Raw genomic sequence first — 26,007 nt, 5'->3', positions numbered from 1 at the left:
CACTGCGCGGGGAGAGGCGTCTGGAGCAGCCAGAATCGACATATCCAAACGCCCAGCCCCAAGCAGCGTTGGCTAACGCCCCAGCGCCGCTTCGATCGCTGCGATGTCGATCTTGCTCATCCCCATCATGGCGTCGAACGCGCGCTTGGCCGCCGCTCGATCAGGAACAACTCTTTACGGGTCTGCTTGCGTTTTCCGGCGTACTCGGCATCGGCGAAAGTCATTTGCTTCATCGGAAAACTTGGCGGGTAGAGTCGGGGTATTTTCATTACGCACTCAACAACGGTGCCTGATCATAATTCTTGGCATAGGCATTCTCCACCCCCGGCAAAATCTCGACGATGGTGAAATACCGATCCCAGAACGGCGTCTCCCGCAGATCCTCCACCAGCAGTTCATACGCATGATGACTGTCGGTTTCCCACAACCACAGATCGGTGACCCGCGCCGAATAGAACTCGATGTCGAAAAACCGCATCGAGACCTGCGCCGCATGCTTTTGCAAAATCGGCTCCATCTGCGTGCGCATCAGCTCAAAGCGATGCTCGACTGAAAACCCCAGCCATTCCTGGGTGGTCTTGACCAACATGAAAACACTCAGTGATGTCGTAGCCATGATAATGATTCCTGGTAGTTGAAGAGTGGGGAAAGCCAATCCAGAATACGAGTCATAACTCATATTTAAAACTCGCATCCCGATCATGACCAAACACCGCGAAATACCGCCCTTAAACCCCCGCAAACTCCCGACCCAGCGCCGTTCGGCCAACACCGTCGACACCATTCTCGAAGCCGCTGCTCGCATTCTCGAAACCGACGGCCTCGCCGCCTGCTCCACCAACGCCGTGGCGCAGCGCGCCGGCGTAAGCATCGGCTCGCTGTACCAGTACTTCCCCAACCGCGACGCCCTGACCGTCGCCTTGATCGAACGCGAAACCACTCAGTTGCTCGATGACGTCCAGCACGTCCATCAACACGACGACGCCCTCGCACGCATCCGCGCACTGGTCCAGGCCTCCGTCGCCCACCAGCTACGGCGCCCGGAACTGGCCAGAATCATCGACTTCGAAGAGCGCCGCTTACCGCTGCAAGAGCGCCATGAGCGCGTGGCCAACGTCATYCTTACCGAACTGATAGCGGCGCTGACCCTTCCGTCAGCCCCGTGGGTCTGCGCCGATGTACTGCAGACCGCGCAAGACCTGCTGGCGATGGCCCACGGCATGATCGATGCGGCGGGGGAGCGGGGGGRGACGGATGCGGTGAGTTTGGAAGGACGGGTGATGCGAGCGTTGCTGGGGTTTTTGTGCGGGTAGTGGGCTGTCTGGGCCAGCTCTTGGCGGCCAGGAGACAAGACCGGATGGTGTAAGGGTGGTGATCGATTGTGCTCGGCGAACCTCTGACTGGAACGGTGGGCAAGAGGTAGCGCTATCGGAACTCTCTGGAAGCTTGGCGGGGGAAGTCCGGAAATTTTGCCAAAATCAGGAAGTCTTTTTCAGAATTTCCCTAGGGCCTGGCCACAAGGTTTTAGAACATGCGTAAGCGATGGGCTTGAAACGGTAAGCAGGCTGCAGCTTCCGTTTCCCAGAAGCTGACAGTTCAGTTGGAAGCGTTGTTCCGCTGCTGAAGCTCAAGTTGCTTGGCAGCACTGGCTTCGAGGTTTGCACGCTCTTCATCCAGATATCGATAAATGCTTTGGAAGCTGGCGATTTTCTGTTTGATTTCTGCCATCTTTTTTTCAATTAGCTTAGCGCCGTCAGCACAATCGATCAGCTTGTTCCGCTGCGCATCCAGAATCTCGCCTATTTCCCCCAGGGAAAACCCCATGCTTTGCGCGCGCTGGATAAAGTCCAGATCCTGCAGAGTTTGCGCTGTGTAAACGCGATAGTTGTTAGTTTGCCGCAGCGAYGAGATCAGGCCGATTTGCTCGTAGTAACGCAGCGTATGGCGGCTGGCGCCGCTGCGGGTTTCGAGTTCACCGATTTTCATGAAAACACCTCTTGACTGTAGAGTTGGGTCGATAGTTTACGCTTGATTTCTCACCTTAAACAAGGAACAGGGAAATGAGCGTGGAGTGCTTTGTCACGGGGGGTACCGGCTTCATCGGTCAACATTTGGTGGCGTACCTGAGTGCAAAAGGTCACACCATTCGGGTGTTGATGCGTCGCCCGGAGCGACTAGCTGCACTGCGGGAGCAAGTCGATAATTTGGGAGGGTGCGCAACCCGGGTATTTGCCGTAGCTGGCGATCTGGAACGGGACAACCTCGGGCTGAGTCTTGCTGACCGAGAAGTGCTAAGGCGTGCCAGAGTCATATTCCACCTGGGCGCCCACTTCGCATGGGGGCTTTCAGTGGAGCATTCTCGTGCGGTGAATGTGGAAGGGGCAAAGCGCGTGGCGCTGTTGGCGGCTGAGCAAAAAAGCCGGTTAGTGATGATCGGCGGCTACATGCTGAAAAATCATGAACATCTGCAGCGCATCGGAATTGATCCTCGTTATCCGGAGCTGACGAATTGGCCTGCCGTCTACCGACATGTCGGTGGTTACGAGGGGAGCAAGCTGGAGGCGCATTTTGCGACCCTGGAGGTCATGTCCGCCAAGGGCGGGGAGATGACCGTTGTCCACCCCGCGACGGTTTGTGGCCACAGCCGCACGGGGTATATCCTTGAAGGTCAGCCGCTGGTGGAGCTGATACGCAACCTTGTGCAGGGAAAGCTGACTGCAGTGCCCGGTACCGCCGAGCACTGGCTGCCACTGGTCACCGTGGATTACCTGGTTGAGCTGGTGGCGGTTTGTGCTTTTGATCCTGCCATGGTGGGCCAGGAACTGCTGGCGCTGGATGACCAAACTCCCAACTTGCGAGAACTCCTGGTACAGGTGGCACAACCTTTGGGCTTAAAGTCTCCCAAGCATTACATTCCACTCCGTTTGCTGAAGTTGCTACTGAGTATTCCTCCCGTGGCGCGGTTTTTGAATACAAAACCCGAAGCCTTGGACTTTATCCAGACCACTCGTTTTGATACAGCAGCGGTCGAGCAATTTGCCAACAGACATGGAATAGCCAAACCGGATATACGTCAGTCTTTGCAGCACACTGCAACGTTCGTCAACTCATATTGCATAGCCAAGGGCGAGGCTCTCTGACTTCGCCCTTGGGGGCGACAAAATCGTTAGCCCCTTATGTCACAATAAATAGTGGGGTTGGCGGAATCTTCGTATCCTCAACCTTTGCGCCGTCGATGTAGGGCGGCATTCTATCGAACGACAATTCAGCGACAGGGATCGTCATCAATGCAATCTATTTTCAGCAAAGGCATCATATTTGCCCTCTCCGCCGCGGCACTGAACGCAACGATCGGTGTACTCAGCAAAGTACTCATGAGTAATGGCTTCACCGCCAGCAGTGTCGCTGTCATCAAGACCGTACTGGGTTGCATGCTTCTCTCGATCTTGCTGCTTTTCCTCAAGCGTCCGGCGTCGACGACCAAATGGACTCAGGCGGCTATCTGCGCATTCCTTGGCATCTTTGTGCTGTTCCACTTCGAAACGTCCGCCTATCGGCACTACGCTGCGGCAGGTGTGGTGGTTGTGCTGATGGCCAGCGCCTCAATTTCCTCGATCATTCTGGGGCGCATTTTCCTCAAGGATGCCATCACCGCGAACGCGACCGTGGGTGCCGCACTGGCTATCGCTGGGATCGCGGTGATCTTCGGCGCCGACCTGCAGCAGGGCTTTACCCTGCAAGGTGCTGCGCTAGCCTCCATGGCCGGCTGCGGCTACGGGGCCTTTTCGGTTGCCATGAAGCGGATGGGTGTGTCAGGGGGGCTGCACTTCACCCGGCAATTGTTGTTCTTTGGCAGCCTGTACCTGCTGATGCCGGCTGCGGCCGATGGTTTCGCGATCGGCGAGCTGTCGCCGCTGGCGATCGCCGCACTGCTGGCGCTGGCCGCGCTGCCGACAATCCTGGGCTTCTTCTGCACCACCAAGGCCATCGAGTATCTCAAGCCATCCCAAGTGCAGGCGCTGGAGCTGACCGAGCCGTTGTTCGCCGCGCTGCTGGCGTTTGTGGTGCTCAATGAAGTACCGCGCGAAAGCCTGTACGCAGGGGCAGTACTGATCATCGTCGGCCTGTGTTTTTCCAATGAGCTGATCCGCTTGGGCAGCAAAGCATCCGTCCCTTCGACCGAGTGAGCTATTCTCGGATCCCGATTGCTTTAGCAATCAGTGGCTTTTAAGTGTTTTGAGCGACTGACCGCTTCTGGCCTCATTCGCAGCGGATCAGCGTCGTCCGGTCCGGGTGCTCACATCTACCCACACGGCCAACACCAGAATGCTGCCCTTGACGATCATCTGCCAATAACTGTCGACGTCGAGCATGGACATGCCGTTGTCCAGGCTGGTGATGACCAGCGCGCCGAGGAGGGCGCCGTAGACAGTGCCGGAGCCGCCGCGCATGGAGGTGCCGCCGATGAAGCAGGCGGCGATGGCGTCGAGTTCGCCCATGCTGCCGGCCGAGGGCGAACCGGCAGCCAGGCGCGCGGTGTTGACCACCCCGGCGAGGGCGCACATCACGCCCATGATCCCGAAAATCCAGAGCTTCACGGCCTGTACATTGATACCGGACAGGCGCGTCGCTTCCATGTTGCTGCCCACGGAATAGACGCGTCGGCCGAAGACGGTCTGACTGGTCACGTAGCTGAACCCGCCCAGCAGGATCAGCAGAAGCAGGACCGGCACGGGAATGCCGTCATAGCTGTTGAGGGTCTGGACGAAGCCGGCCAGCACCGCGCCGATCAACAGCACGCGTGCTACGTCACGCACCAGTGAATGTGCCGCCAGGCCGTGAAGGGCGCGATTGCGCCGTTGTTTCCAGGTCAGGAACAACGTCAGTGCGAACAGCAGAACGCCCAGGCCTGTGCCGATCGTGTGTGGCAAATAACCCTGGCCAATGTAGACGAGCTCCGGCGACACCGGGGCAATGGTCGTGCCGCCGGTAATCCCCAGCAAAATGCCGCGGAAAGCCAGCATGCCCCCCAGCCCCACGATGAAAGACGGAATGCGCAGGTAGGCGGCCATGTAGCCGTTGGCGAGGCCGATCAGCAGTCCGCACAGGACGACAAGGCTCAGGTTCGCCAGCAGCGGTATGTGGTAGATAACGTCGAGAATGGCCGCGACGCCACCGAGCAGGCCCAGCAATGAGCCGACCGACAAATCGATCTCGCCGCTGATGATGACCAGCACCATGCCGCAGGCGAGAATCCCGGTAATGGACATCTGGCGCAGCAGATTGGAGAGGTTGCGCGGTGTCAGGAATCCGCCCTCGGTCTGCCAGCTGAAGAACAGCCAGATAAACGCCACGGCAAACACCAGCGCGAGCATCTTGTAGCGGGTGAAGAGTTGTTTGACCTGATTCATTTACGCGGATTTCCGATCTTTATTGTTATGGCTGTCAGGCTGGCTGAGTGCGGCGGCGAGCACCTGTTCCTGAGTGAGTTCATGGTTGATGAAGTCGCCCTGCAACCGGCCTTCGCCGATCACCAGTACGCGGTCTGAAACGCCGAGCACTTCGGCCAGCTCCGAAGACACCATGATGATCGACACGCCTTCGGCCGCCAGCGCCCCCATCAGCTTGTAGATCTCGTACTTGGCGCCGACATCGACACCTCGGGTGGGCTCATCGAGAATCAGGACCCGGGGTTTGGTCAGCAGCATCTTCGCCAATACGGCTTTTTGTTGATTGCCGCCGGATAGACTGGTGATCGGCAGGAACGGGCTCGCGGTCTTGAGGTGCAGGCGCGAAATTTCTCGATCGATGCTGCCCAGTTCGGCTTCGGCATCGATGCGGGTCAGTTTCGAGTAACTGTCCAGCACGGCCAGGGTGATGTTCTGGCCGACTCCCAGGTCTGGAATGATGCCCTGGCGCTTGCGGTCCTCGGGCACCAGGCACAGGCCGGCACGGATTGACTTGAGCGGCGTGCGGGTGTCGATGAGTTGGCCATCCAGCCAGACTTCGCCTTCGTGACGACCAGGGTAGGCGCCGAACAGCGCGGTCACCAGTTCGGTGCGGCCTGCACCGACCAGCCCGGCGATGCCGAGGATTTCCCCGCGTTTGAGGGTGAACGAAATATCGTCGACCCGTTTGCGCCTGGGATTGTCGACGTCGTAGCAGGTGATGTGGCGGGCCTCGAAAATCACCTCGCCAATGTCGTGTGGCTCGGTGGGGTAGAGGTTGCTCATTTCCCGTCCGACCATCTGGGTGATGATCTGTGGAATATCCATCTCCGCCATGGCGGTCGTGGCGATGTGTTTGCCGTCTCGGATCACCGAAATGGTGTCGCACACGGCGGCCACTTCATCGAGCTTGTGGGAGATGTAGACACAGGCAACACCCTTGGCCTTGAGGTCGCGGATGATGTCCAGCAACACCTCGATTTCCGAACGGGTCAGGGCCGATGAAGGCTCGTCGAGGATCAGCAGGCGTGCCTGCTTGTTCAGTGCCTTGGCGATTTCCACCAGTTGCTGATAGCCGCCGCCGTATTGCGAAACCGGCAGCGATACGTTCATGTCCGGCACTTTCAGTTCACGCATCAGGGCTTCGGCGCGGTGGATCATCGCCGGGTAATTCATCCGCCCACCAGGCAGCGTCAGTTCATGGCCCATGAAAATGTTCTCGGCCACCGACAGGTCGGGAACCAGCGTCAGTTCCTGGTGAATGATGACGATACCGGCGGCTTCCGTTTCGCTGATCGATTGCGCCTTGAGCGGTTGACCGTCCCAGAGGATCTCACCATCCCAGGTGCCATGGGGGTACACCGCGGAAAGGATCTTCATCAGCGTGGACTTGCCGGCGCCATTCTCGCCGCACAGCCCGACGCACTCACCTGGCTTGACCTTGATGTCGATGCCATTGAGCGCTTTGACACCGCCGAAGGTTTTGACGATACCGTTCATTTGCAGCAGATAGTCGGACATGGCAGAGACTCATAAGCGGCAGGTACGAGGCTGGTCCCGCAGGAGCGAGCTCCTGCAGGGGGCATTACGGGGTGATGATCACTTTCCGGCAATCTGCGCCTTGGTGTAGAACCCGTCCTGTTCCAGCAGGTCGATGTTGTCCTTGGTCAACGGAGTCGGAGTGAGCAGGATGGTGTCGACTTTTTTGCTGCCGTTGTCGTACTGCGAGCTGTAGGCGGGTTTCTCGTTACGCGCCAGTTGCACCGAGAGCTTGGCGGCTTCGGAGGCGATGAGTTTCAGCGGCTTGTACACGGTCATGGTTTGAGTGCCGGCGATCACTCGCTTGACCGCTGCGAGGTCCGCGTCCTGCCCCGAAATCGGCACCTTGCCGGCCAGTTGCTGAGCGGCCAGGGCCTGGATGGCGCCGCCTGCCGTGGCGTCGTTGGAGGCGACGATGCCGTCGATTTTGTTGGCGTTGCGGGTCAAGGCGTTTTCAACAATGCTCAGCGCTTCGGTAGGGTTCCATTCCTTCACCCATTGTTGGCCGACGATCTTGATATCACCCTTGTCGATGGCCGGTTGCAGCACTTTCATCTGACCTTCGCGCAGGACTTTTGCGTTGTTGTCGGTGGGCGCACCACCGAGCAGGAAGTAATTGCCCTTGGGCGCTGCGTGCAGCACGCCGCTGGCCTGCATCTCGCCGACCTTTTCGTTATCGAAGGAAATGTAGGCGTCGATATCGGCGTTGAGTATCAGACGGTCATAGGACACGACCTTGATTCCGGCTTTCTTCGCTTCGGCCACTGCGTTGGTCAGGACGGTAGCGTTGAACGGCACGATGACGATCACATCGACGCCACGAGAAATGAGATTTTCGATTTGCGAAATCTGCTTTTGCTCGTTGGCATCGGCCGACTGTACGAAGACCTTGGCGTCCATTTTTTCCGCCGCCGCAACGAAGTAATCGCGGTCACGTGACCAGCGTTCCAGCCGCAGATCATCAATGGAGAAACCGATTTTCGGGTGGGCGGCATCGGCCATCACCGGCAGCGACAGCAGAGCCAGGGCGCTGGCCAATAGCGCGCGTTTTACTTTCTTCATGGTGGTGCGTCCTTTTATTTTTGTTTGAAAGACACGGCCTGACGATGAGTATCGGGCTGGTAGAACTGTAGAGAATCTGCAGACGCAGCGGACACAGATTTGTCGTGCGAATGTCACAGCGTTGTTGCGCCCGCAGACCCGTTGGCGATCAGCGATAGATAAACCGGTTGACGAGGTTTTCGAGCATCTCCTGCCTGCCGCTGACGGCCTGCGGATTCAGCTCGTTGGCGAATGCGTGTTCGGCCAATGACTGGAGGTTGAACTCACCCGCCAGCACCGCCTGCCCGAACGGCTGCTGCCAGCCGGCGTAGCGTTGATCCTTGAGCAGCTGGAGCTGGTCGTTCTGCACCATGGCGGCTGCCCGCTCCAAGGACAGGGCTAAGACGTCCATTGCGCCGACGTGACCATGGAACAGATCGATCTCATCGAGGCTCTGGCGGCGAACCTTGGAGTCGAAGTTGAACCCGCCATTCTTGAACCCGCCGGCCTTGAGAATTTCATAGGTGACCAGGGTCATTTCTTCGACGCTGTTGGGGAATTGATCGGTGTCCCAGCCGTTTTGCGGATCACCGCGGTTGGCGTCGATGCTGCCGAAAATCCCCAGCGAGACGGCCGTCGCAACCTCGTGATGAAAGCTATGACCGGCCAGGGTCGCGTGGTTGGCCTCGATGTTGACCTTGATTTCCTTTTCCAGGCCGAACTGCTGGAGAAAGCCAAACACGGTGGCGCTGTCGTAATCGTATTGGTGCTTGGTCGGCTCCTGCGGCTTGGGTTCAATCAGCAAGTCGCCTTTGAAACCGATCTTGTGCTTGTGCTCGACCACCATGCGCATGAAGCGGCCCAGTTGTTCGCGTTCACGTTTCAAGTCGGTGTTGAGCAGGGTTTCGTAGCCTTCGCGACCGCCCCACAACACGTAGTTGGACCCTTTCAGGCGTTGGGTCGCGTTCATGGCGCTGAATACCTGGGCAGCAGCGCAGGCGAACACTTCGGGGTCAGGGTTGCTGGCGGCGCCTGCGGCAAAGCGCGGGTTGCTGAAGCAGTTGGCGGTTCCCCACAGCAGCTTGATCCCGCTTTCTTCCTGGTGTCGCTCCAGGTGATCAATCATTTGCGCGAAGTGGTTGCGGTACTCCTTTAGCGATTTGCCTTCCGGGGCGACATCCGTGTCGTGAAAGCAGTAATAGTCGATACCCAGTTTGGAGAAGAACTCGAACGCGGCTGCCGCCTTGCCAATGGCCAGCTCCATCGGGTCGCCGGCGTGTTGCCACGGGCGCTTGAAAGTACCTGCACCGAACACATCCGAACCCGGCCAGACGAAGGTGTGCCAATAACAGGCGGCCATGCGCAGGTGTTCGCGCATGGGTTTGCCGAGGATGATTTTGTCGGCGTCGTAGTGACGGAAGGCGAGGGGAGAATCACTGGCAGGGCCTTCGTAGCGGATCCGGTCGACATCGGGGAAGTACGGCATTGGCAATGTCCTTGTTGTTCTTGGGCGTGTCTCGATACTAACAACGGCCCCGTGCCTGCTGATTATGAAAATCACCAACAGCGGGTGCGATTTTGCGTATTGAGATTCGTCGTCTGCGCGCCTAGTCTGTGCAAACCGCCTCCGTGACAAGGGGCCCGGAACAAGCCTGAAAACAATGAAAACCGTACCGCCTGTTCACCGCATCGCACTGTTGTTCAACGGGAGCAAGATCTATGACCGCGGCATCATCAGCGGCATCGGCAACTACCTGAGCAGCACCCGCGCGTCCTGGGACCTGTTCCTGGAAGAGGATTTTCTCTGCCGGTTGAAAGGGATCGAGCGCTGGCAAGGTGACGGAATCATTGCCGACTTCGACGATCCGCTGATTGGCGAGGCGCTGGCCGATATCAAGTTGCCCGTGGTGGCGGTGGGTGGTTCTTATCAGGATGAGCGGGCCTATCCGAAAGGGATCCCGTACGTCGCTACCGACAATAACGCTCTGATAACGCTGGCTTACGCGCACTTGATCGAGGCAGGGCTGCAGCGTTTTGCCTGCTTCAGCCTGCCTGAAGCGCAGGCAAATCGTTGGGCTCAGGAGCGGGAAAAATCCTTTCGACGACTGATGCAACGTGACGGCTTGCACGCCGAGGTCTATCGCGGCATGGGCACCAGCGCACCGCTCTGGGACAGCGCCGTCGAACAACTGATCGCCTGGCTCCAGAGCCTGCCCAAGCCCATTGGCATCATCGCCGTCAGTGACGCCCGCGCCCGGCAGTTGCTGCAAGCCTGCCTGACCGCTGGAATCGCCGTACCGGAGCAGGTGGCGTTGATCGGCATCGACAACGACCCCCTGACACGCAGCCTGACCCGGGTCCCCCTGAGCTCGGTCATCCAGGGCACCGAAACCATGGGCCGCACCGCCGCGCAACTGCTGCACCAGATGCTGCACGGCAAGCCGTCCACGGGCACGCACATCCTGATCCCGCCTGATGCAATCAACGTGCAGGTGTCGAGTTTGCACCAACCTTTGGGCAACCCCTACGTCATGCAAGCGCTGCTGTTTATCCGCCAATATGCCTGCCAGGGCATCAAAACGGCGCAAGTGGCGGCTTATGTCGGCGTGTCGCGCTCATCGCTGGAGTCGCACTTTCGCACTGTGCGAGGCTGCAGCGTGCACGACGAGATTCTGCGTTTCAAACTGGCGGCCGCCACCAGCGGGCTGGAAAATACCGACACAGCGATTGCGGACGTTGCCCGTAATTGCGGTTTCAAATCCGCACAATATCTACACACGGTGTTCCGTCGCGAGTTTGGATGTACGCCCCGTGAATACCAGCAGGGCGTCAGATAGCGATGCGGGGTGTAATTGGTCGATTGTTGTGTGGTGCGAAGGGATGGTTTCGACTGTGGATTCAACTGGTCGATGCAACACGACTAAATTCTGTGTAAGCAGAAGGAGCGTGGCAAATGAGGAAAAAACCAAAGTACTTTCCGGATATTGTCAGAGCATTAGTTTTGGTCGTCATTGGCTGTTTCGTGGCAGTGAAAGGCGGAGATTGGCTTTTTGAATGGTGGGGTATACGAATTTCGCCGGGGCTTTACTTTTGCATGGCTTATCTATTCATAGCCTTCGTAGTGTGGATAGCGACAGCAAAGCTGCTTAATGAACTGCGGGCTGAATCGATGGGGCAACAAGAGCGACTAGCATCTGTCGGTGATATGCCGGTTCGCGCCCCAAATGAAGGGAAGGCTGTTTACCGATATCCCTTCCATGTTGTATTTCTGGCAGTTGCCGTTTCTGTGATTTTCATAATCGTTCCAGCCATTTCAGATAATCCTGCGAAACCGATTTCGTCGGTCGGGTACCTGATGTGCTTTGGTTTTGCCACGATTGTAATCATATACGCCGCCTATCTTTTCAAGTTTTCAGTTCGCGTTGATGAGACACGTGTGGAGATTTACGGATTCACGAAAAAAACCTTCCTGTTGAGGGATGTTTTAGACGTTCAGTTACGCCGAGATAAAGGTAGCCCACGCGTGGTGGTAAAGCTTACGAATGGGGGGGTGTTTTCTTTTTCAGGGATGCTGAGAAACTTTTCCAGTTTGACAAAAACATTGCAAACGAAAATCAGATAGGACGGAATTGTACCGTCTCGGCTCTCTCCTGGTGGCTACTCTTGCGACGGTGTTCGCAGGATGATGTGGGAAGTCCTATTTCGGAATAGGGGACGGCATTGGGGTGATGCCAGCACCGATGCCGACGGTAGGAATGGCAACGGCGGCGGTGATGTGTGCAGAGACGCAAAGGCTTTTTGGAAAGCCCGATTACCTGCTCCACGTCGTCTCTCGGGATCTGCCGTCTTTCCAGCAGCTTTATGATGAACGCCTCTCCACGCTGCCTAACGTCCAGCGCCTGGCAAAGACCCGCTTCGTCACGGCTTTCAACTGGTTTGATCGGTCGCATAATGGTGCTAGGGCTTTTTGCGCTTCTACAGTTAGCATTAGGCTTTATCTACGCAGTAACCGAGTGGGTCGAACATTGATCGAACGACGCCAATTCAGCGGAGGCATGAAGGGAAAAAATCTCCGCTATCTGAATGAAAACCCTGATGAGCCTGCTCGTATGACCCGGGCAGGCTTTGTGCTGCTCGAGCATTTCTCGCTGCCCGCGTTCACCCAGGCACTGGACACCATTGTCACCGCGAATCTTCTACGACCCAGGTTGTTCTCTTCGCGAACGTTCGGTTTGAACGACGGCGAGGTCATCAGCGATTTGGGGCTGGTCATCCGGCCGGATGCACGTCTGGATGCTTCAGCCATTCACGACCTGGATCTGCTGGTGATTTGTGGCGGCTACAGGACAGAGCTCAAGGCTGATGACGAGTTCATCAGCCTGTTGCGTATGGCGGCGAACCAGGGTGTCTGCCTGGCCGGGTTGTGGAATGGCGCATGGTTTCTGGGCAGCGCAGGTTTGCTCGATGGGTATCGTTGCGCCATTCACCCCGAACATCGCCCCGCACTCGCGGAAATCTCCAAGGCGACGCAAGTCACCAGTGAACCCTACGTCATTGATCGCGACCGCCTCACCGCGTCCAGCCCCTCGGGGGCATTTCATATGGCGCTGGACTGGATCAAGGGCCTGCACGATAAAGCCCTCGTCGAGGGGATCGAGGACATTCTGGCGTTCGAGGAGTCTCGCTATCGGCGCATCAAACCGGCTGAAAATATCTGTGTGAGCGCGCCCTTGCGCGAGGTGGTCAAGCTGATGGACGCCAACCTCGAAGAGCCTCTGGAGCTGGAGCAACTGGCGGCCTATGCCGGCCGTTCCCGGCGGCAACTGGAACGCTTGTTCAAGGAGCAACTCGGTACAACGCCGCAGCGGTATTACATGGAACTGCGGATCACCGAAGCGCGGCGACTGCTCCAGCACACAGAACTGTCCCAGGTCGACGTGTTGGTGGCCTGTGGTTTTGTGTCGCCGAGCCATTTCAGCAAGTGCTATAGCTCGTACTTCGGGTACAGACCTTCCAAGGAAAAGCGGCTCGTTAAATAAAGGCTTTCCTTCACCTCTGCGCACCTGACTTCCGGCCCGATTGCTGCCCCGTCCCGCAGGGGAGCCATCGATCGGCTTTTGACGCTATTTGTAATGCTGCTCAAACATCGCCACCTGATCCGGCGTGATCAGCTGAAAGGGTACCCAGACATCCGCTTCGACCGGCTCGCCCTTGATCATCTTGATGGCCGCTTGTACCGCGCTGGTCGCCTGGGCCTTGGGGTCTTGAAAGACGGAGGCGACCAACATCCCGCGCTTGATCGCCGCCAGGCCGTCGGGCAGGCCATCGATGCCGACAATCGCAATCTCGCCCTTGGCTTTGCCGGCTTGCTGCAGGGCCATGGCCGCGCCGATGGCCATCTCGTCGTTGTTGGCGACGATGGCATCGAAGCCAGTGCCAGCCAGCAGCCAATTGCTGGTCAAGTCCATCCCTTTGTTGCGCTGCCACTCGGCACTTTGTTGTTCGATGATCTTGATCCCGGGGTAGTCCTTGAGCACCTGTTTGACCCCTTCGGTGCGGTCGTGCGTGGAGTTCTGTGCCAGGTCGCCCATGATGATCGCGATGTTGCCTTTGCCCCCCAGCTTGTCGGCCAGGTAGCGCATTTGCAGTTGCCCGGCCTCGATGTCATTGGACGCCACCGTGACCACGCCTTTGGGCAGCACGCGCTCGTCCGGGTGACGGTTGACGTAGACCAGCGGAATCTTCGCCTCGACGGCGGCGCGGGTCATGTTGGCGGTGGCGGCGGTGTCCACGGGCAGGACGATGACGGCATCCACCTTCTGACCGAGAAAACCCTGAATCTGGTTGAGTTGGCGAACCACATCGCCCTGGGCGTCCTCGAACTGGATCTGGACGTTCTCCTTCCTGGCGGCATTTTCCAGGCCGTTGCGCACATAGGTCATGAAGTTGTCGTCAACCCTGGCAATGCTGACGCCGATGCGATAGTCGGCGGCGGCCCATTGGCTGACGAGTAATAACAGCGTGGCGAATAGCAGTGTGCAGCGACGCATGATGGTTTTCCTTTTGTTGTTATGAGTTGAAATTCATCAAGATCAAACGTGAGGTTTGTGGCGCTCTCTGAATCAGATTCGCCGAGAGCGCCAGCGTCCTCAATCAAGCGAGAAGGCTTGCCGAAAACGCTCAAGTGCCACTTCGCTGTCGCCGCTGGCCCAGCCCTCGAGCCCGACGACCCCGGTGTATCCCATGCGGAACAAGGCCTTGGCAATGGCCGGATAATGGATTTCACCGGTGCCGGGCTCCATGCGGCCGGGGACATCGGCCACCTGGATTTCGCCGATGGCGCTGCCGGCGCGCTGGATCAGTTCGATCAGGTTTCCTTCGCCGATCTGCGCATGGTAAAGGTCCAGGTTCATCTTCAAATGCGGGCTGCCCACGGCTTCGATCAGCGCCAGGGTATCGTCGGCGCGAGCGAAGGGTGTGCCAGGGTGGTCCACTTCGGTATTGAGGTTTTCCAGCAGGAACACTCGGCCCGCGTCTTCGCCCAGGCGAGCGATTTTTTCCAGGGTCTTGCAGGCGCTCAACCACATGCGTCCGGTGGTGTGGGCCACGGGTTTGACCGGCAAGCCTTTATCGCCCAAGCCTGTGCCATGCAGGTTGAGGCTCGGGCAATTCAGTTGTGCGGCGACGGCCAGCGATTCCCGTGCGCTGTCGAGCAGATGCTGGATGCCTTCGGCGTCGGTCAGGTTGCCTGAGATGTAGCCGGTCATGGAGGTGAAGTCGGCACCGGTGGCGACCAGGGCCGGAATGTCTTTCTGGGTCCAGTCCCAAATTTCGGCGCTGAAACCCAGCGCGTGAATCCGTTTGACGCGTTCGGTGAACGGCAGGTCGAGGAATACCATCTCGGCGCTGATCGCCAGTTTGAACGGGATAAAACTCATGAACGGGCTCCTTGCACGCGCACTGCTTTGCCCTGTTGGACGGACTCGATACACGCGCGGGCAATGGTCAGTGCCRCTCGGGCATCTTCACCGCTGGCCAGTGGTTTTTCACCGGTGCGCAGGCAGTCGACAAAGTGATTGAGCTCGGCCACATAGGCATCCCGCAACAGGTCGGTGTCCATGCGTTGGGTGTCGGCCTGGATGCCATTAGCCAAGTAGCGCACCAGGTCTGAGTCATTGACGCTGCCCATGGTCAGCATGCCGGCGCTGCCGAACACTTCCCCCCGAACATCGTAGCCATAAACGGCCTGGAAATTGGCCTCGGCGGTGGCGATGGCGCCGTTGTCGAAACGGATCGTGACCACGGCGGTGTCCAGAAACCCTTTGCTCTTGTAGTCCGGTGCAATCAGCGCATCGGCCATGACATAAACCTCGACCGCTTCGGCGCCGGGATTGAGGTAGCGCAGGGTATCGAAGTCATGGATCAGGGTTTCGAGAAAAATCACCCACTGCGGCGAAGCGGCCGGATTGTTCAGCGCCGGATCGCGGGTCAGTGAGCGCAGCAGTTGCGGCGTACCGATACGGCCGGCGACCACGTCCAGATGGGCGGCGCGGAAGCTTTTGGCAAAACGACGATTGAAGCCAACCTGCAGCGGCACGCGGGCATCGGCGGCTGCGGCGATAGCGCGGTCGGCCTCGTCGAGGGTGATGGCCATGGGTTTTTCACAGAACACCCCTTTGCCGGCCCGGGCCGCACTGATCACCAGTTCGGCATGGCTGCGGGCGGGGGCGGCGATCAGGACGCCGTCAATTTCCGGGTCATCGAGCAGTTGCTGTGGATCGGTATAGACCTTCTGCACCCCCAACTCTGCCGCCAACCGAGCGGCCTGGCCGGGGGTAGGGTCGGCGATGGCGGCCAGGCAGGCGCCGGGGATGTGCCGGGCGGCCGTCTGGCCGTGAAAACTGCCCATGCGGCCGGCGCCGATGAGGCCCAGGCGGATGATCTTGGACGTACTCATGAATTGACTCCCTTTTATTGTTGTTCAATGACTTGGCCGCAGGAATGTCCTCGCTGGCATAACCCTTTGAGCAAGTGCTGTGCCAGTATTTAAGTCATTGATATTCAAAGGGTTAATCAATATTTTTTGAAAGAAGTGTTCATTCGCAGGACATGTCTACACTGACATGTCTAAAACATGAACATGGAAGCGGATGTCGATGATGGTCAACCCACAGGTAACAGCCTTCAGCGCGCAAGACCTCGATTACATCACCGCTCTCGGCCCCGCGTCGTTGAACGAAGGCTCGATCGCCGCGCTGGAACAGGCCTGGCTGGCGTGTCTGAACGGGCGCACCGATCGACCTGCCGGGGTCAGGCAGGTGATTTGGGATTCCTGGCGGCGCAGCGTCGGCACCGGCCTCGATCCTGAGGATGGCGAATATCGATTTGTTGCTCCTGCCGTTCTGGCCGCGACGCTGGCGGCCAATCGCACGTTGATTGCAGCGGCGGCGCAGGTCATGGGGGGATTGCTGGCCTACAACCCCAGGGGCCATATCAACCTGACCGATGCTCAAGGCACGACCCTGTATTTCTGTGGTCTGGACCTCACACCGGTGGGCAGCCGATTGCTGGAGTCGGTGCAGGGCACCAACTGCACGGGGCTGGCGCTTGCCGAAGATCGCTTGGTGTATGTGCTGGCCGAGGAAAACTTCGCCAGCGGCTTGCGTCGACGGCGCATGCACTGCGCCGCCGCGCCGATCAGGGATGCGCAGGGCAGGACGCTCGCCATGCTGACCCTGACCGCTGAGCCGGGCTGGTTTCATTTTCATACGCTGGGCACCGTCCAGGCCGCGGCCGAAGCGGTCTCGCGGCAGATGGCGCTGCAGAGCCTGCTGGAAGAACAACAAACCGTGCTTGAAGTGCTCAACGAGGGACTGGTGGTGCTGGATGAGCAGGGCTGCATCAAGGCGCTCAACCGTTATGCCCGGCAATTGTTCCGCGTGGGCCAGGATCTGCTCGGCAGCCCGTTCCGTCGTCTGGGGCAAAGCGAACTGACCGATAAGATTCTGCTGCATGGCGGGGAAGGGCTACGAGATCTGGATTGCACGTTTGAACTGCATGATCGCAGCCATTTGGCGTGTCTGGTGTCGGTGTGCCCGCTGGAGCAGGGTGGGCGGATTGTTTCGTTGCGTGAGAACCGGCGCATCCGCGAAATTACGCGCCGGGTCATCGGCACTCAAGCCAGCTACACCTTCGAGACCATTCAAGGTAATTCGCGAGCGATACAAGACGCCTTGCGCCTGGGACGGATCGCCAGTCGCAGTGAATCGACCACGCTGATTCTGGGTGAGAGCGGTACCGGCAAGGAGCTGTTCGCCCAGGCGATCCATAACGCCAGCGAGCGTTGCGACGGTCCTTTCGTGGCGGTCAATTGCGGAGCCATTCCGCGCGATCTGGTGCAAAGCGAACTGTTTGGTCATGTCGAGGGTGCCTTCACCGGGTCGGCCCGTGGCGGATCTGCCGGGAAGTTTGAGTTGGCCGATGGCGGAACGATCTTCCTCGACGAAATCGGTGACATGTCTTTCGATGCCCAGGTCAGTCTGCTACGGGTCTTGCAGGAAGGCGAGGTGACGCGCGTGGGGGCGAAAAAATCGCAGCAGGTGGATGTGCGCATCATCGCCGCCACCCACCGCAACCTGAGCCAGGCGGTGGCCGATGGCGCTTTCCGTGAGGATCTTTACTACCGGCTCAACGTCCTGAATCTGACGGTTCCGCCGCTGCGGATGCGCCGGGAAGATGTGCCCTTGCTGGCGCGACATTTTCTCGGTCGTTGCGCGCGATCATTGCGCAAATCGGTGCAGGGCATCTCGCCAGAGGCGCTGGATATTCTTTCGGCCTACAGCTGGCCGGGTAATGTTCGCGAACTTGAAAACACCATCGAGCGCGCAACGAATCTGGCGATGACCGAGATGATTCAGCCGGGTGATCTGCCACTTGAAATCAAGCAAAGGCTGCGGCCATCGGTGCCGGGAAGTGTGCCCGAACCCCGGGCTGCGCTGGACCTTGGCACCCATGAAATGAACGCGATCATCRCCGCCCTCAGGGATGCCCGAGGCAACATCCGCCTGGCCGCCCGGCAACTGAACGTTTCTCGTGGTGGGCTGTACAACAAGATGAATCGATTCGGGCTGAGTGCCGATGCTTTTCGTGCGAGCACCGACCTCTGACAGGCGCCACAGGTTCAGTGTTTCACTGTCAGCTTCTAGCGTTCTCTGAGGTAATGATCTGCAACGGGATATGCACCCGATGCCGGAGCGGATCGAAGTCCGGCGTGGTCTGCAACTCGACCAGCAAGTCGACCAGCGCGGCCGCCAGCAATCGCGGCTGGGAGTCGATGACCAGGTCGATCAACCCTTGATCCAGGGCTTGTCGAGACAGCTCGGTCGACTCCTGCAGGATGCAACACAGCGACGGCCGTTTCGGCAGCTGTGACAGGGCCCGGATGATGCCGTCGCCGCCACCGCCGACCACGCACAGCCCCCGCAAATCGGCATGGCGCGCGATGAGTTCCAGCGTCGCCTCTTCGGTGACATCGCAGTTGTCCAGGTTGATCACCGCTTCGAGTAGGCGCAACCCCGGTGCGCGCTCCGCCAGGTAACTGCGCAGCCCCTCGACCCGAGCCTGATGACCAAGAAAACGATGGCCGCCGAGCAATACGCCGACGCTGCCCTTGCGTGCGCCGCAGGTGTGAGCCAGCAGCCAACCCATGGTGCGCCCGACCTCATGATTATCCTGACCGATGTAAGGTTCTTCTGCCGCCTCATGGATGTCCGACAGCAGGGCGATCACCGGCACGCCTGCGGCTCTGATCTGCGCGATGGCGGCATTGATCAGCGGGTGAGCGAAGCTGACCACCGCCAGGCCATCACACTGCACGGCCAGTTGTTCGATCTGGGCAATGATCGCGCTGGGTGTGCGATCGAAGACGTATTCGAACTGGCAGCTCAGATTGGCCCCGGCCTGACGCTGCGCTGCCTCGGTGATGGCGGCGGCAACGTTGGCATAGAACGCCTGGGCGGTACCGAGTAACAGGATGCCGAATCGATAGCTGGGACGACGTTCGCGAATGCGTTGGCCGATCAGCCGGGCGGCGAAATAACCGACGGCTTCGGCGGCCTGGAACACCTGCTCGGCGGTGGCTGGGCTGACCGGAGCCCGGGCGTTGAGCACCCGGTCCACGGTGGCGACACTCAAGCGAGCGTGCTCGGCAACGGTGGCGATGGTGGGGCGTTTTTTGTTGTTCATGGTGGGCCCTTGAGTCGCTTTGATAGAAAACTATCAAGCTGCAATGGGCCTGGATGATAGCTTGATAGGGAATGTATTCAAGGGATTGAGGGTGGTTTGTGCGCTCTCTATATTTTCTCCAGCGATGCCATCCCGCATCGAAAGCAAGTGCTTAAACCATCAAGCTTGCGGAGAACAATAAAATGCCCGAACACAACGCAGCCTTTGAAAAAACCGATAAACCCGTGCCAAGGGATTATCGATTGACCGGTCCCGAAGCCGCCCGAGCGGCGCAAAAAGGTTTGGTATCGGCAACGTGGTACCAATCGCCCATCTCCCGCAAACGCATGAAAGAATTGATGCAGCGTCGCGATGGCCCGGCCCTGCGTGATACCGCCATCTGGCTGTCGGCGATGGCTGTGACCGGCTTCGGTGGCTACTGGTTCTGGGGCTCCTGGGCCTGCGTTCCGTTCTTCTTCGTCTATGGGCTGCTCTATGGCACCGCGTCCAATGCCCGTTGGCACGAAACGGGTCACGGTACGGCATTCAAGACCCGCTGGATGAATGATGCGGTCTACCAGCTGTCGAGCTTCATGTTCATGTTTGAACCCCAGGTCTGGCGCTGGAGCCATGCGCGGCATCACACCGACACCATCATCGTTGGTCGCGATCCGGAAATCGTCGAGCCGCGTCCACCGAGTCTGATCATGATGGCGCTGAGTCTGTTCAGAATGCCTTACGCGTTGAAGACGATGGGGTCAGTATGCCGGCATGCAGTCGGGCGGATGGGTGAAGAAGAGCAGACCTTCATCCCCGAATCCGAATGGCCCAAAGTGGCGCGAGACGCGCGCGTCTGGCTGGCTATCTATGGGCTTACCGTGGGCACGGCGCTTTTTCTGCAGAGCTGGTTGCCGCTGATGTTTATCGGTCTGCCGACCCTCTATGGCGGTTGGTTGTCCTACCTGTTCGGCCTTTCGCAGCACGTCGGCCTGGCGGAAGACGTACTCGATCACCGCAGCAACTGCCGCACGATTTACATGAACCGACTGCTGCGTTTCCTGTACCTCGACATGAACTATCACCTGGAACATCACATATATCCGATGGTGCCTTTTCATGCGCTGGCGCAGCTTCACGAAGAGATCCGCCGCGACTGCCCGCCGCCTTACGGCAGCCTGTCCGAGGCCTTCAAGGAAATCATCCCGACTATCTGGAGGCAGCGCAAAGACCCGAGCCATTTCGTCTGTCGTCCTTTGCCACAACGCGCAGCATCGGCCGCCACCGTCCAGGCAGAGCCTGAAGTAACGCCGGCCTGACACCTTCCTGTCTGTACCACTACCAGAGAAAACGCCATGACCGATCAATGGATCGATGTATGTGCCCTGGGCGATATCAACGAAGAAGACGTCATTCGTTTCGACCATGGCCCGCACACCTATGCCGTCTACCGCTCTGCCAACAGCGAGTTTTTCGCCACGGCGGGCCTATGCACCCACGAGTCCATTCACCTCGCCGATGGCCTGGTGATGGAGCACGTCATCGAGTGCCCCAAACACAACGGGCGTTTCGACTACCGCTCCGGCAAAGCCCTCGGCGCACCGGTGTGCGTCAACCTCAAGACCTATGAAGTCCGGGTCGAGGCGGGGCGTGTGTTGCTCGCCATCACGGTTTAACTGCACGGAGTCTGTGCCATGAGTCCTGCCAATGCTCCACTGGTCATTGTTGGCGCCGGGCATGCCGGTGGCCGCGCGGCCCTGACCCTGCGCGACGAAGGTTATAGCGGTCGCTTGATCCTGATAGGCGACGAGTTTCACCCGCCTTATGAACGTCCGCCGCTGTCCAAAGGGTTGCTGCAGGGCACGGTCGATCTGGCGGGCTACAGCCTGTGCAATAGCGCTCGGCTCGCTGAACTGGGCATCGAACACCTGGCCGGTAACCCGGTAAAAGGCCTGGACCCGCAACGGCATCGTCTGCAATTGGCCGACGGCAGCTGGCTGCATTACGCCCGGCTGTTGCTGGCGACGGGAGGGGGCTCGCGCAAGCTTGCCTGTGTGCCCGAGCATCTGCGCAATGTGCTTTATCTGCGTAGCCATGACGAGGCACTGGCACTGCGCGCTTCGTTGCGGCCCGACACCCGACTGGTGATCATCGGCGGTGGCTTCATCGGCCTCGAAGTCGCAGCCACCGCCCGAGCCTTGGGTTGCGCGGTGACCTTGCTCGAAGCCGGGCCGCGCCTGGCGGGACGGGTGTTGCCGGGACGGTTGTCCAGCGTTCTGTTGGAATTGCATCGCAGCCAGGGCGTGGATGTCCGACTGAACGTGGCCATTGAAGCAGTGCAGGGCACTACTCATGTTGAATCCGTGCAACTGGTCGACGGCCAACTGCTGCCCTGTGATCTGGTGGTGGTAGGCATCGGCATGCAACCCAACACCGAGTTGGCCATGGCTGCCGGGCTTGAGGTCGGCCAAGGCATTCGCGTCGATGCCCAATTGCGCACCAGCGCGCCGGACATCTTTGCGGCGGGGGATGTCTGTGAATTTCGGCTGCACCCGCAAGGCGGTTTCCAGCGTCAGGAAACCTGGCGCAAYGCCGAAACCCAGGGCCGCCATGCCGCCCGGAATCTGTTGGGCGGCGAGTTTCCTTACGAGGTCATTCCCGGTTTCTGGTCCGACCAGTACGACTGGGGATTGCAGACCGTGGGTGAGATCGCAAACACAGAACCCACGGCGAGCCGGACAACCCCGGGCGGCGGTTTCCTGCTGTTCTACCTCGATGCTGAGCAGCGTTTGCAAGGTGCTTGCGGCTGGGGCCGGGGCAATAGCGTCGCCARGGACATCAAGTTGTGCGAACGACTGATCGCTTCGCATAACCCCCTCTCGGTAGAGGCTCTGGCCGACGCCGAAGTATCGCTCAAACAACTGCTGAGGAACTGACATGCGTGAATTCCTGGTCTTCCAGTCCCTTTGGGCCATGCAAGATCACCATGGCCAATGCGAACTTGCGTTGGAAGCGCAACTGGAGAAAATCGCTGCCGCCGGTTTCGACGGAATCACTGACCATTTCTGGGTGGCGAACCATGCCGCACGCTTGCATGCCGCCGCCAAGGCGCAGGGCCTGCAAATCGAAGGTCAGGTGTTCCCCCGCACCATGGATGATCTGGCGGCAGCGATCGACGTCGCGTCCCGCTACGGCTGCCACCATCTCACGCTGCAAGCCGACGTCCGGCCACGCACGCTGGCGCAAGCCATCCAGTTGATCGAGGGGTGGCAGCGACTGGCCGAGCAGGTGGACTTTCCGATCCTGCTGGAAACCCACCGTTATCGCCTCACCAGTGACCTGTTGTTCACCCTCGACATTCTCGCGCAAATGCCCGATCTCAAACTGTTGGCCGACTTGTCCCACTATGTCGTGGGCCGCGAACTGCCGGAGCCGGCCGCGGCCGAAGACGACGAACAGATCCAGACCATTCTGCGCAATAGTTGGGGGTTTCACGGCCGTGTCGCCAACAGCGAACAGGTCCAGGTGCCTTTGAGTTTCGCCCAGCATCGACCTTGGCTGGAGCGTTTCCTGGGCTGGTGGCGCTATGGGATCGAGAACTGGCTGGCCCGACCGGACACGCCCAGCAGCCTGTCCTTCACCTGTGAACTCGGCCCGCCACCCTATGCCATCACCGGGGCCGACGGACGCGACATCACCGACCGCTGGGCCGAGGCGTTGATGCTTAAGGAATTGATGCGTGAGGTCTGGGATGAGTGTCGGGAACGGTCTTGCTGAGCGACGAAAACCCTGGAGCGAGCGGTGCTCGCTCCTACAGCCTTATCCGGCCTCGATCAAAGACAAGCAGGCAGTCTGATTCCGGCCTGAGCGTTTCGCCCGGTACAGTGCCGAGTCCGCCTGTGTCAGCAGCTGCTTATATTCGGCAGCCTCCGGCACGCAGGTATAAACCCCTAAACTGACGGTCACACTCTTGGCCGGGTTGCCATCGTGTGCAATAGCAAGGTTCAGCACCGCGAGCCTGATGTCTTCGGCAATGGAGTAGGCACCTTCGGCATCTGTATCGGGTAGTAATACCGCAAACTCTTCGCCACCGTACCGCGCGGCTAAATCCGATGGCCTGTGAATGCATTGTGCGATTGCCTGCGCTACGGAAGCGATGCAATGGTCGCCGGCAATGTGCCCGTATTGATCGTTGAAGCTTTTGAAATAATCAATGTCGAGCATTATCAAACTGATCGGAGAGTGATGTCTTACCGCGCGAAGCCATTCCTGCTGCAAGCTGTTTTCGAGGTGGCGTCGGTTTGCAAGTCCGGTGAGGGCATCTTGCAATACCAGTTTTTCCAGGGCTGCCCGGGTCTGCTTCAAATGATTCTCTACCGAGACGCCGTAACGTATTTTCTTGATGAGCAAGAGGCCGACAAGAAGGTTGACCAGCAGCACTGCGCCAATCATCAATGCCATCTTGATTGTTCCGGTTTTCCACTCGGCAAAAATGGCTTCCCGTGAATTGGCGGCAGCGACGACCAGCGGATATTTTTGAAGCAACCTGTAGCCGAAGAGTCGATCAACGCCGTCGATAATCGATTTGATCATGACGGTATCAGCCGGAGACTTGGGTAAATAGATGGAAAATATTTCCCCTTTGGCTAGCGACGCACCGATGAACTCTTCAGCAAATGGCCGCCTGGCGATTATCGTTCCGTCGGGAAGGGCCAGGAAAATGGCGCCTTTGCGGTCAATGGAGAACGTTGAGAAGAACTTGTCAAAGTAGGCCATTTTGATCGTGGCCAGCACGACACCCTTAAAATGGCCCTCGCTATCGTTGATTCGTCGGGAAAGAGGAATAATCCATTCGCCGGTCGTGCGGCTGCGGATGGCCCGGCCGATGCGAGGCGACAAGGTTACGTTGTTTTTGTGAAAGATGAAGTAATCACGATCGGCATTGTTGGGCGCTTCAGGTTTCGAATCGAACGAAGTCAGGATCCAGTTGCCGTTTTCATCATAGTAAAAAAGGCCGTGCAACTGTTCGGTGGTAAAGACTCTGCGCTTAAGCAGTTTTTGCGTTTTATCGAGCTGTTGGGCACTTGGGTTGTCTTTTATTCTGTCGATCAGTTCATCCAGGATCAGGTTGGCTTCATCAAACGTGTCAGTCGCTTGTTGGGCCATCGACCACGTCAAATTGCCTGATACCAGTTTTGCTTGTGAGAGTTCATAGGCTTTACTTTGGGCGGCTTGAAGCCAGTAAATACTCAGTATCGAGAGGGTGACTAAAGCCATGAACACGACGGAGATCGCTGTTGCCGGCAGTCTTCTCGGCTGCAAAGGGGAGTGGCGGGTATTGTCTTCGGAGCGGTTTTCCACAAAACCCCCTAGGATGAATTTCGACTACATTATCTGCTGATCTCCATCGGTGCCAACAGTTCATGTCATTCTCGAACTTGGGCAATTCAAGATCCATATGGTTTTTCGCGTTTTGTTTCAAACGACTAGATCAGCGTTTTCAGGTCGATATTCTCGGCCATCGCCTTGTTGCCGGTATCGCCGGGATGCAAGTGGTCGCCGGAGTCGATAGTCGGCAGTAAGCGACTTGGGTGTTCAGGGTCGCGGGTCATTAGATCGAAGTCGATCACGGCATCGAATGCGTGACTAGTACGTATCCAGTCATTAACTGCCTGGCGCAGTTGTTCTTTCTCGGCGCTGTGATAGTTCTTCACGATCGTTCCATCCAGGGCGCCTTCGACCGGCATCAGGGTTGTTCCAATGATGCGAATGTTGCTCAGGCGCGCTTGATCGATCAGTTGCCGATAGCCCGCAATCAACTGTTCCTTGGCTGGCAGGCGTTCGTTCGGAGCGAAGGAGGAGCCCGGCCAACTGATGTCATTGATGCCGAGCATCACAATCACCGTTTTTACTCCGGGCTTGCCCAGCACATCGCGCTTGAAACGCGCCAGTGCACTGACACCCATGCCATCTTCGAGCAGGCGAGCCCCGGATATCCCAGCGTTGAGCACCGCGAGCCTCTGCGCGGCCAAGCGTTGAGCGAGGAAGTCCGGCCAGCGTCGATTGCTGTCCAGGGTCGAGCCATTGCCATCGGTAATCGAGTCGCCGAGCACCACAAGGGCACGGGTGTCGAGCGGTGCATCCACCAGGATGTCGCTGAGAAACAGCCGCGCCTCCACCTGCTCGCTGCCTTCCAGTCGCTGAGCGTCGACATGTTTGCCAGGGGTGATAAATGCGGTTTGTTTGCCATCCCAGTGGAAGGTCGTCAACGGCGTGTGCTGCGGCAGATAAAGAGAGATCGCCAGCTCACTGAGCGCCGGCACTGCCAGTTCTATCGGATCACTGATCCGCGTTTCACCCGCGGCGAGGGTGACCTGTTCCTGATCACTGAACTTCAGCGTGTGCCCGGAGCCTGCGCGAATCTGATCGACGCCCTCAGCGAAGGCGATACGCGCGGCACCGATGACCAGCGGTCGCTTGCCATATTCGTTGGAAACCACCACCCGTACCCGGCTTCCGCCGCTGCTGATGCGCACCCTCTGGTGAAGGGTGCTATCGGTCAGCGCTTCCGGAATTCGCGTGGGCAGTGGCAGTTCGTTGCCCCAGGTGGGTTGAGGGCTGGCCATCCAGGTGGTGACCCAGTTTTCCGCCGCCATGACAGGGCTTGCGGCAAGCAGGACGGTCAAGGCGAGAGGCAACGTTATTCTCGAGTGAAAGGCTTTCATCCAGGTATCTCCTTGGGGGGGGGAATGGATCAAGA

The 26,007-nt window shown here is 58.7% G+C and carries 24 protein-coding genes and 2 pseudogenes; 12 read left to right on the top strand and 14 right to left on the bottom strand.

Annotated features, from left to right (window positions below):
• Positions 1–72: 72 nt before the first annotated feature.
• The 3 genes and pseudogenes from AC1DIS_RS16060 to AC1DIS_RS16050 form a co-directional block, all read right to left on the bottom strand.
• Positions 73–165 (bottom strand): annotated as a pseudogene (locus AC1DIS_RS16060) (VOC family protein); the annotation flags it as partial.
• Positions 126–269, bottom strand: a complete 144-nt coding sequence (locus AC1DIS_RS16055) for a hypothetical protein (protein ID WP_156523295.1) — start codon at positions 267–269, stop codon at positions 126–128. The pseudogene AC1DIS_RS16060 and the gene AC1DIS_RS16055, both read right to left, overlap by 40 nt.
• Positions 269–616: a darcynin family protein gene (locus AC1DIS_RS16050; protein ID WP_026286721.1), complete on the bottom strand. Its 348-nt coding sequence runs from the start codon at positions 614–616 to the stop codon at positions 269–271. The genes AC1DIS_RS16055 and AC1DIS_RS16050 overlap by 1 nt, the downstream gene beginning before the upstream one ends.
• 85 nt (positions 617–701) lie before the next feature.
• Here AC1DIS_RS16050 and AC1DIS_RS16045 point away from each other — a divergent pair, with 85 nt between their 5' ends.
• Entirely contained in the window at positions 702–1,313 is a 612-nt protein-coding gene (locus tag AC1DIS_RS16045) for a TetR/AcrR family transcriptional regulator (protein WP_477780971.1), read from the top strand.
• 283 nt (positions 1,314–1,596) lie between these two features.
• On the opposite strand, the gene AC1DIS_RS16040 is transcribed toward AC1DIS_RS16045, so the two are convergent.
• Positions 1,597–1,986 carry a MerR family transcriptional regulator gene (locus tag AC1DIS_RS16040; protein WP_018930049.1) on the bottom strand — a complete coding sequence of 130 codons (390 nt, stop codon included), beginning with the start codon at positions 1,984–1,986 and terminating at the stop codon, positions 1,597–1,599.
• Positions 1,987–2,060: 74 nt separating this feature from the next.
• On the opposite strand from AC1DIS_RS16040, the gene AC1DIS_RS16035 reads away from it, so the two are divergent.
• Together AC1DIS_RS16035 and AC1DIS_RS16030 are read left to right on the top strand one after the other, a co-directional pair.
• Positions 2,061–3,140 (top strand): SDR family oxidoreductase, encoded by a 1,080-nt coding sequence (locus tag AC1DIS_RS16035; RefSeq protein ID WP_436275557.1) that lies wholly within the window; start codon positions 2,061–2,063, stop codon positions 3,138–3,140.
• Between the two features lie 147 nt (positions 3,141–3,287).
• Complete coding sequence (locus AC1DIS_RS16030) at positions 3,288–4,187, top strand: DMT family transporter (protein ID WP_477744478.1); 900 nt, start codon at positions 3,288–3,290, stop codon at positions 4,185–4,187.
• Positions 4,188–4,274: 87 nt separating this feature from the next.
• On the opposite strand, the gene AC1DIS_RS16025 is transcribed toward AC1DIS_RS16030, so the two are convergent.
• The 4 genes from AC1DIS_RS16025 to xylA form a co-directional block, all read right to left on the bottom strand.
• A complete protein-coding gene (locus AC1DIS_RS16025; RefSeq protein WP_018930052.1) occupies positions 4,275–5,411 on the bottom strand; it encodes a sugar ABC transporter permease in 1,137 nt (378 codons plus the stop codon).
• Complete coding sequence (gene xylG, locus AC1DIS_RS16020) at positions 5,412–6,968, bottom strand: D-xylose ABC transporter ATP-binding protein (protein ID WP_477744477.1); 1,557 nt, start codon at positions 6,966–6,968, stop codon at positions 5,412–5,414. It abuts the gene before it with no gap.
• A gap of 78 nt (positions 6,969–7,046) precedes the next feature.
• Positions 7,047–8,048 carry a D-xylose ABC transporter substrate-binding protein gene (gene xylF / locus AC1DIS_RS16015; RefSeq protein ID WP_018930054.1) on the bottom strand — a complete coding sequence of 334 codons (1,002 nt, stop codon included), beginning with the start codon at positions 8,046–8,048 and terminating at the stop codon, positions 7,047–7,049.
• A gap of 148 nt (positions 8,049–8,196) precedes the next feature.
• Positions 8,197–9,513 carry a xylose isomerase gene (gene xylA, locus AC1DIS_RS16010; RefSeq protein WP_477744476.1) on the bottom strand — a complete coding sequence of 439 codons (1,317 nt, stop codon included), beginning with the start codon at positions 9,511–9,513 and terminating at the stop codon, positions 8,197–8,199.
• Positions 9,514–9,688: 175 nt separating this feature from the next.
• Here xylA and AC1DIS_RS16005 point away from each other — a divergent pair, with 175 nt between their 5' ends.
• The 4 genes and pseudogenes from AC1DIS_RS16005 to AC1DIS_RS15990 all read left to right on the top strand — a co-directional run bounded on the left by AC1DIS_RS16005 (position 9,689) and on the right by AC1DIS_RS15990 (position 13,066).
• On the top strand, positions 9,689–10,864 hold the full coding sequence (locus tag AC1DIS_RS16005; RefSeq protein WP_477744475.1) for a XylR family transcriptional regulator: 1,176 nt from the start codon (positions 9,689–9,691) through the stop codon (positions 10,862–10,864).
• A 116-nt stretch (positions 10,865–10,980) separates the two neighbouring features.
• A complete protein-coding gene (locus tag AC1DIS_RS16000; RefSeq protein WP_086944902.1) occupies positions 10,981–11,649 on the top strand; it encodes a hypothetical protein in 669 nt (222 codons plus the stop codon).
• A 106-nt stretch (positions 11,650–11,755) separates the two neighbouring features.
• Positions 11,756–11,917, top strand: a pseudogene (locus AC1DIS_RS15995) (Lrp/AsnC ligand binding domain-containing protein); the annotation flags it as partial.
• 165 nt (positions 11,918–12,082) lie between these two features.
• Entirely contained in the window at positions 12,083–13,066 is a 984-nt protein-coding gene (locus AC1DIS_RS15990) for a GlxA family transcriptional regulator (RefSeq protein WP_026331794.1), read from the top strand.
• An 84-nt stretch (positions 13,067–13,150) separates the two neighbouring features.
• On the opposite strand, the gene AC1DIS_RS15985 is transcribed toward AC1DIS_RS15990, so the two are convergent.
• The 3 genes from AC1DIS_RS15985 to AC1DIS_RS15975 all read right to left on the bottom strand — a co-directional run bounded on the left by AC1DIS_RS15985 (position 13,151) and on the right by AC1DIS_RS15975 (position 15,984).
• Complete coding sequence (locus tag AC1DIS_RS15985) at positions 13,151–14,077, bottom strand: sugar ABC transporter substrate-binding protein (RefSeq protein ID WP_477744474.1); 927 nt, start codon at positions 14,075–14,077, stop codon at positions 13,151–13,153.
• A 99-nt stretch (positions 14,078–14,176) separates the two neighbouring features.
• Positions 14,177–14,965, bottom strand: coding sequence for a TIM barrel protein (locus AC1DIS_RS15980; RefSeq protein WP_477744473.1), 789 nt, complete (start codon positions 14,963–14,965; stop codon positions 14,177–14,179).
• Positions 14,962–15,984: a Gfo/Idh/MocA family oxidoreductase gene (locus AC1DIS_RS15975; protein WP_477780970.1), complete on the bottom strand. Its 1,023-nt coding sequence runs from the start codon at positions 15,982–15,984 to the stop codon at positions 14,962–14,964. Before AC1DIS_RS15975 ends, AC1DIS_RS15980 begins: the two co-directional genes overlap by 4 nt.
• Before the next feature lie 193 nt (positions 15,985–16,177).
• Between AC1DIS_RS15975 and AC1DIS_RS15970 the strand changes: the two genes are divergently transcribed.
• A complete protein-coding gene (locus AC1DIS_RS15970) occupies positions 16,178–18,193 on the top strand; it encodes a sigma-54 interaction domain-containing protein (protein WP_477780969.1) in 2,016 nt (671 codons plus the stop codon).
• A gap of 28 nt (positions 18,194–18,221) precedes the next feature.
• Here the strand turns inward: AC1DIS_RS15970 and AC1DIS_RS15965 are convergent, their stop codons facing one another.
• The gene (locus AC1DIS_RS15965; RefSeq protein WP_430953719.1) at positions 18,222–19,271 is read right to left on the bottom strand and encodes a substrate-binding domain-containing protein; all 1,050 of its coding nucleotides are present in this window, start codon (positions 19,269–19,271) and stop codon (positions 18,222–18,224) included.
• Positions 19,272–19,453: 182 nt separating this feature from the next.
• Here AC1DIS_RS15965 and AC1DIS_RS15960 point away from each other — a divergent pair, with 182 nt between their 5' ends.
• Genes AC1DIS_RS15960 through AC1DIS_RS15945 form a run of 4 tightly spaced genes read left to right on the top strand, consistent with a single transcriptional unit; the run spans position 19,454 to position 23,024 of the window.
• Entirely contained in the window at positions 19,454–20,566 is a 1,113-nt protein-coding gene (locus AC1DIS_RS15960; RefSeq protein WP_477744472.1) for a fatty acid desaturase family protein, read from the top strand.
• 36 nt (positions 20,567–20,602) lie between these two features.
• On the top strand, positions 20,603–20,923 hold the full coding sequence (locus AC1DIS_RS15955; protein ID WP_477748907.1) for a MocE family 2Fe-2S type ferredoxin: 321 nt from the start codon (positions 20,603–20,605) through the stop codon (positions 20,921–20,923).
• An 18-nt stretch (positions 20,924–20,941) separates the two neighbouring features.
• Complete coding sequence (locus AC1DIS_RS15950; RefSeq protein WP_477780968.1) at positions 20,942–22,183, top strand: NAD(P)/FAD-dependent oxidoreductase; 1,242 nt, start codon at positions 20,942–20,944, stop codon at positions 22,181–22,183.
• A gap of 1 nt (position 22,184) precedes the next feature.
• Positions 22,185–23,024, top strand: a complete 840-nt coding sequence (locus tag AC1DIS_RS15945; RefSeq protein WP_477780967.1) for a sugar phosphate isomerase/epimerase family protein — start codon at positions 22,185–22,187, stop codon at positions 23,022–23,024.
• Between the two features lie 42 nt (positions 23,025–23,066).
• On the opposite strand, the gene AC1DIS_RS15940 is transcribed toward AC1DIS_RS15945, so the two are convergent.
• Together AC1DIS_RS15940 and AC1DIS_RS15935 are read right to left on the bottom strand one after the other, a co-directional pair.
• Positions 23,067–24,608, bottom strand: a complete 1,542-nt coding sequence (locus AC1DIS_RS15940; protein WP_477780966.1) for a sensor domain-containing diguanylate cyclase — start codon at positions 24,606–24,608, stop codon at positions 23,067–23,069.
• Positions 24,609–24,733: 125 nt separating this feature from the next.
• Positions 24,734–25,972 carry an SGNH/GDSL hydrolase family protein gene (locus AC1DIS_RS15935; protein WP_477744470.1) on the bottom strand — a complete coding sequence of 413 codons (1,239 nt, stop codon included), beginning with the start codon at positions 25,970–25,972 and terminating at the stop codon, positions 24,734–24,736.
• Between the last annotated feature and the right edge of the window lie 35 nt (positions 25,973–26,007).

Source organism: Pseudomonas sp. 05N433 (assembly GCF_056396925.1).
This window is presented reverse-complemented; position numbering and strand designations above follow the sequence as displayed.